The sequence below is a fragment of the Porticoccus sp. genome (assembly GCF_041592135.1).
Taxonomy (GTDB): domain Bacteria; phylum Pseudomonadota; class Gammaproteobacteria; order Pseudomonadales; family Porticoccaceae; genus Porticoccus.
Map to the genome: position 1 here is coordinate 1 of NZ_JBFHQR010000162.1, position 4,525 is coordinate 4,525.

Annotated in this window: 6 protein-coding genes; all 6 read right to left on the reverse strand. The window is 56.5% G+C overall.

All coding sequences use genetic code 11. The features are described from left to right. Positions 1 to 164: 164 nt before the first annotated feature. Positions 165 to 863, reverse strand: coding sequence for a transposase (locus ABY948_RS11325; RefSeq protein WP_461482645.1), 699 nt, complete (start codon positions 861 to 863; stop codon positions 165 to 167). A gap of 142 nt (positions 864 to 1,005) precedes the next feature. Then, positions 1,006 to 1,422 carry a hypothetical protein gene (locus ABY948_RS11330; RefSeq protein WP_461482646.1) on the reverse strand — a complete coding sequence of 139 codons (417 nt, stop codon included), beginning with the start codon at positions 1,420 to 1,422 and terminating at the stop codon, positions 1,006 to 1,008. Between the two features lie 101 nt (positions 1,423 to 1,523). Continuing rightward, the gene (locus ABY948_RS11335) at positions 1,524 to 1,787 is read right to left on the reverse strand and encodes a GlsB/YeaQ/YmgE family stress response membrane protein (protein ID WP_461482647.1); all 264 of its coding nucleotides are present in this window, start codon (positions 1,785 to 1,787) and stop codon (positions 1,524 to 1,526) included. A gap of 74 nt (positions 1,788 to 1,861) precedes the next feature. Further along, positions 1,862 to 2,668, reverse strand: a complete 807-nt coding sequence (locus tag ABY948_RS11340) for a mechanosensitive ion channel family protein (protein ID WP_461482648.1) — start codon at positions 2,666 to 2,668, stop codon at positions 1,862 to 1,864. Between the two features lie 92 nt (positions 2,669 to 2,760). After that, on the reverse strand, positions 2,761 to 2,922 hold the full coding sequence (locus ABY948_RS11345) for a YqaE/Pmp3 family membrane protein (protein WP_461482649.1): 162 nt from the start codon (positions 2,920 to 2,922) through the stop codon (positions 2,761 to 2,763). 119 nt (positions 2,923 to 3,041) lie between these two features. Beyond that, on the reverse strand, positions 3,042 to 4,525 hold a 1,484-nt coding region (gene parC / locus ABY948_RS11350), incomplete at its 5' end, for a DNA topoisomerase IV subunit A (protein ID WP_461482650.1).

The following is a 4,525-nucleotide window of genomic DNA, read 5'->3' on the forward strand; positions in this document are numbered from 1 at the left end:
AGAGGCAAAGCGGCAGGTGCGCTTAGAAACGCAGAGATAGCCGAACTTGAGAAAGCACGTAAATCTGTCGCTTACCTAATTGAAAAATACCTAGAGTATTTGGAAACGTGATAAATCCACTAACAATAATATTTGGGGTCAATATTTGGGGTCAGTGTAAAATCTCACTCTTTCTTTTCCTTCCTCGGTTTTGGGCCACGCTTCTTCGGCGTCACCCTTCTTCCTGCCAATGCCTCTATCTCCTGTTTGAATTTGTCACTTCCCAACGCCATTCCTTTATTACTGGCTACTCTTATCGCCTCTAAGGCTTGCTTGTCCAGGTGCCCGGAAAACAATGCCCGATACGCTTTGGCCCGCTCCTCCACTGTTTTCCCCAGCCGGTTATAGACCCAGTGTGGTGTCCACAGCTTTACGGCCTGCCCCAGACCATTTGCCCGGTAACTCGACCATACATAAGTTTCTGGACTTACTACCATACCAGCCCTAACAGGGTTTAATTCGATATAACGCTGGCAAATCAACAGATATTCTTCTGCATTTACGACGCAGGACTTAAAGCGACCTTCCCACAGGGTGCCCGTTCTGCGATATGTGCAGTTGAAATATCGTACGTAATGTCGGCCCAGGGTCTGCATCATCCGTGAAACACCCTCCGATGTCTTGGGTGTTACCAGCAGATGCACATGGTTCGTCATCAACACCCAGGCATGAATCTCTACGTCGTATTTGCGGGCGCTTTCCGCCAGCCAATGGGAATAAGCGGCAAAGTCTTCTTCCGAGGCAAAACACGCCTGTCGGTTGGTGCCGCGCTGAATGATATGTTGAGGAATACCCGGCAGGCATAAACGGGATAAACGAGCCATTATCTTCCTTGATGGTGGTTCGATTAAACGAGAGCTTAGCTTACATCCGGATGGATTGAGGGAAAACCCTTATGGAGTTTTTACACTGACCCCAAACAAAAAAACGCAGCCAATGGCTGCGTTTTTTATTGGACAAATCCGGTTACTCCCAGAAACGCCACCATTTGCGGCTGTGTTCCTCGCGCTGTTGCTGGCCCTGCTCGGAGCCCTTGCCGAGTTCCTTCTGCTCCTGTTCGGATTTCATCTCGCGCTGCTTTTCCATGTCCTTTTTCATCTCCATGTCCCGGTCCATTTTCATCTCCCGGTCATGCTCCCTATCCATATCGCGGTCGCGCATGGGCTCGTGGTCATCCATCTCTCCGTCCATCTTGCGCTGGCGCTCCTCGCGCATCTCCCGGTCCATTTTCATATCCCGGTTGCGCTCCATGTCCTGTGTCATCGGCGCACCGCCGCCCATAGCGCCCTTGCCGCCGGCACCGTCCGGCTGTTTGGCGAGCACCAACGAGGAAGCACTCAACCCGAGGGCGATGGCGCCGATGGCCATAGTCAGTTTTTTCATGGTCTTTTCTCCTTCAATCCGTCACTCACCGATACCCACAAAGTCTAGCACAGGCCCAGAGTACCGCCGCCGGGAAAGCCCGTGCCGTCAACCGCGCACAACTAGTCAGATGAGCCCTTGTTTTTGATCTGCCGGTAGACCATCAGAATCAAAATCGCGCCCACGGTAGCGGTGGCAATACTGCCCAGGCTAAACCCGCCCCGGCTGCCAAAACCGAGCAGTGAGCCCACCCAGCCACCGACAAAGGCACCGCCGATACCGAGCAGTGCGGTGACAATGAAGCCGCCGCCATCTTTGCCCGGCATGATCCATTTCGCCAGCACGCCGGCGATCAGGCCGAGAATAATCCACGAAAGAATGCCCATGTTTTTCCCCTTTATGGTTTTGTCAGAAATGAAAAAAAGGCCCCGCGCAGGGGGCCTTGGTTTTAGTCTCGCGTTCAGCCATTCTCGGCCGCTTTATACAAATGCACATCGGTTTGCGGGAAGGGAATGGAAACCCCTTCCTGATCGAAGCGTTTCTTGACCGCCTCGGTCAGTCCGAAGTAAACGCCCCAGTAATCCGCCTTGTTCACCCAGGGCCGCACCACAAAGTTGACACTGCTGTCGGCCAGTTCCACCACGGCAATGGTGGGCTCCGGGTCTTTCAGCACGCGCTCATCGGCATTGACCACGTCTTGCAGCAGCTGTTTGGCCTTGTCGATGTCATCGCCGTAGCTGATACCGAAGACCAGGTCGACGCGGCGGGTGTCATTGGCGGAGAAGTTGGTGATGGTACCGCCCATCACCTGGCCATTGGGGATGATGACCCGCTTGTTGTCACCGGTATTGAGTTCGGTGGTGAACACCAGGATTTTTGACACTACCCCGGCCACCCCGGCCACCTCGACAAAATCACCGAGACGGAAGGGTTTGAATATCAGGATCAACACCCCGGCGGCGAAATTGGCCAGCGACCCCTGCAGTGCCAAACCTATCGCCAGACCGGCGGCACCGACCACCGCCACAAAGGAAGCGGTGTGGATGCCCAACTGCCCCAGCGCGGCAATGCCCACAAATACCAGCAGCGCGTAGTAAACCAGTGCCGCGACAAAGTGCTGGATGGCCTCATCCATTTCCTTCTTGCGCAACAGGTTTTCGACCGTGTGGCTCAGCCACTTGGCCAGGTATTTCCCCACGAAGAGGATGACACCCGCCATCACAATCTTGAAGCCGTAATACAGAATAAAATTTCCCGCAGTTTCCATTACTTTCTCCTTGAATTAATACCTTGCCCGGGGCTTTGGCTGGGCGCCAGACCGGGTTTCCGGTCAGGCGCTGCGCGGGCAACCGACCCCGATTAGTTCAGCGATACCCAGAGTGCGTGAATGATGCCCGGAACCCAAAAAAACAGGCACAGCACAATATTGATGACCAGATCCTTGCCGGCGCCCTTTTTCAGAAAGACGGCAAGAGGTGGCAGCAGCAGTGAAGCAATAATCAGTAACAGTTTGTTATCCATCCACTTATCCTCGGGGTTGTATTGTTGTGAATACTGAGTGACCAGTAGCTTGCCAATATAGTGAAAAGCCATTTTCCCGTAAATATATTTGGCCGGGGCCAGATAGCCGGATCAGGCCATCAATCGGTTCCGGCGACCTCCACCCGATCCACCTTCTGGAAACCGCGCGGCAGCTTGTTGCCGCGCCGACCGCGCTCACCCCGATAGTGCTCCAGGTCAGTTATCTTCAGATTCAGGTAGCGCTTGCCCGAATGCACCAGCAACTGCTGCCCGGGGGTGACCACCGCCACCGCCAGCATAAATTCTTCCCGACTCTGCAGGCGCGATGCCGGAATATTGATGATCTTGTTGCCCTTGCCCCGCGCCAGCCGCGGCAACTCCGCCAGGGAGAACACCAGCATGCGCCCCTCGTTGCTCACCGCCACCACCAGTGCGTTCTCCACCTCGGCAATGGACACCGGGCGCAGCACCCGCCCCCCCTTGGGAATGGACAGGGCATTTTTACCGGCGCGGTTTTTGCTGTGCAGATCCTCCAGGGTGGTGATAAAACCGTAACCGGCATCGGTGGCCATCAGCACCGGCTGCTTGTCATCACCCATCATGGCGGCGATAAAGTTGGCCCCGGAAGGCGCGTTGAGACGGCCGGTCACCGGCTCGCCCTGTCCCCGTGCCGAAGGCAGGCTGTGGGCCGCCAGCGAGTAGGTGCGGCCAGTGGAGTCGAGCAGAATGACATGCTGGCTGCTGCGCCCCTTGGCGGCGCAGAAAAACTGATCGCCGCCCTTGTAGCTGAGGCTGTTCGGATCGATATCGTGTCCCTTGGCGGCGCGAATCCAGCCTTTTTCCGACAGCACCACGGTCACCGGTTCCGCCACCAGCAATTCCGTTTCCGAGAAGGCCCGAGCCTCCTCGCGCACTTTCAGCGGCGATAACCGGTCATCGCCAAATTCCTCCGCCACCGCCAGCAACTCGGTGCGCACCAGGGTTTTGAGGCGCCGGGCCGAACCGAGGATTTTTTCCAGTTCGGCTTTTTCCGCCGCCAACTCCTCCTGCTCGGCGCGAATGCGCACCTCTTCCAGACGGGCCAGTTGCCGCAATTTGGTATCGAGGATGTATTCCGCCTGGATATCGCTGAGGCCAAAGCGCTGGATCAACACCGGCTTGGGTTCATCCTCGCTACGGATAATGTGGATCACCTCGTCGATGTTGAGGAAGGCGATCAGCAAGCCCTCCAACAGGTGCAGGCGGTGATCGACCTTGTCGAGCCGGTACTGCAGCCGCCGGCGCACGGTTTCCGTGCGGTAGCTGAGCCACTCGGTGAGGATTCTGTTGAGGGGTTTCACTTCGGGCCGGCCATCAATACCGATCATGTTGAGGTTGATGCGGTAACTTTTCTCCAGATCGGTGGTGGCGAACAGGTGATTCATCAAGCCGTCCACGTCAATGCGATTGGAGCGCGGCACAATCACCAGCCGGGTGGGATTTTCGTGGTCCGACTCATCCCGCAGATCCGCCACCATCGGCAGCTTTTTGGCCTGCATCTGGGCGGCGATCTGTTCCAGCACCCGGGCGCCGGACACCTGGTGGGGCAGGGCCGTCACGAGGA

Excerpts from the sequence above, each read along its gene's own strand:
- ABY948_RS11345 (WP_461482649.1), bottom strand. The coding sequence starts at position 2,922 with ATGGATAACAAACTGTTACTGATTATTGCTTCACTGCTGCTGCCACCT.
- ABY948_RS11325 (WP_461482645.1), bottom strand. The coding sequence starts at position 863 with ATGGCTCGTTTATCCCGTTTATGCCTGCCGGGTATTCCTCAACATATC.
- ABY948_RS11330 (WP_461482646.1), bottom strand. The coding sequence starts at position 1,422 with ATGAAAAAACTGACTATGGCCATCGGCGCCATCGCCCTCGGGTTGAGT.
- ABY948_RS11340 (WP_461482648.1), bottom strand. The coding sequence starts at position 2,668 with ATGGAAACTGCGGGAAATTTTATTCTGTATTACGGCTTCAAGATTGTG.
- ABY948_RS11335 (WP_461482647.1), bottom strand. The coding sequence starts at position 1,787 with ATGGGCATTCTTTCGTGGATTATTCTCGGCCTGATCGCCGGCGTGCTG.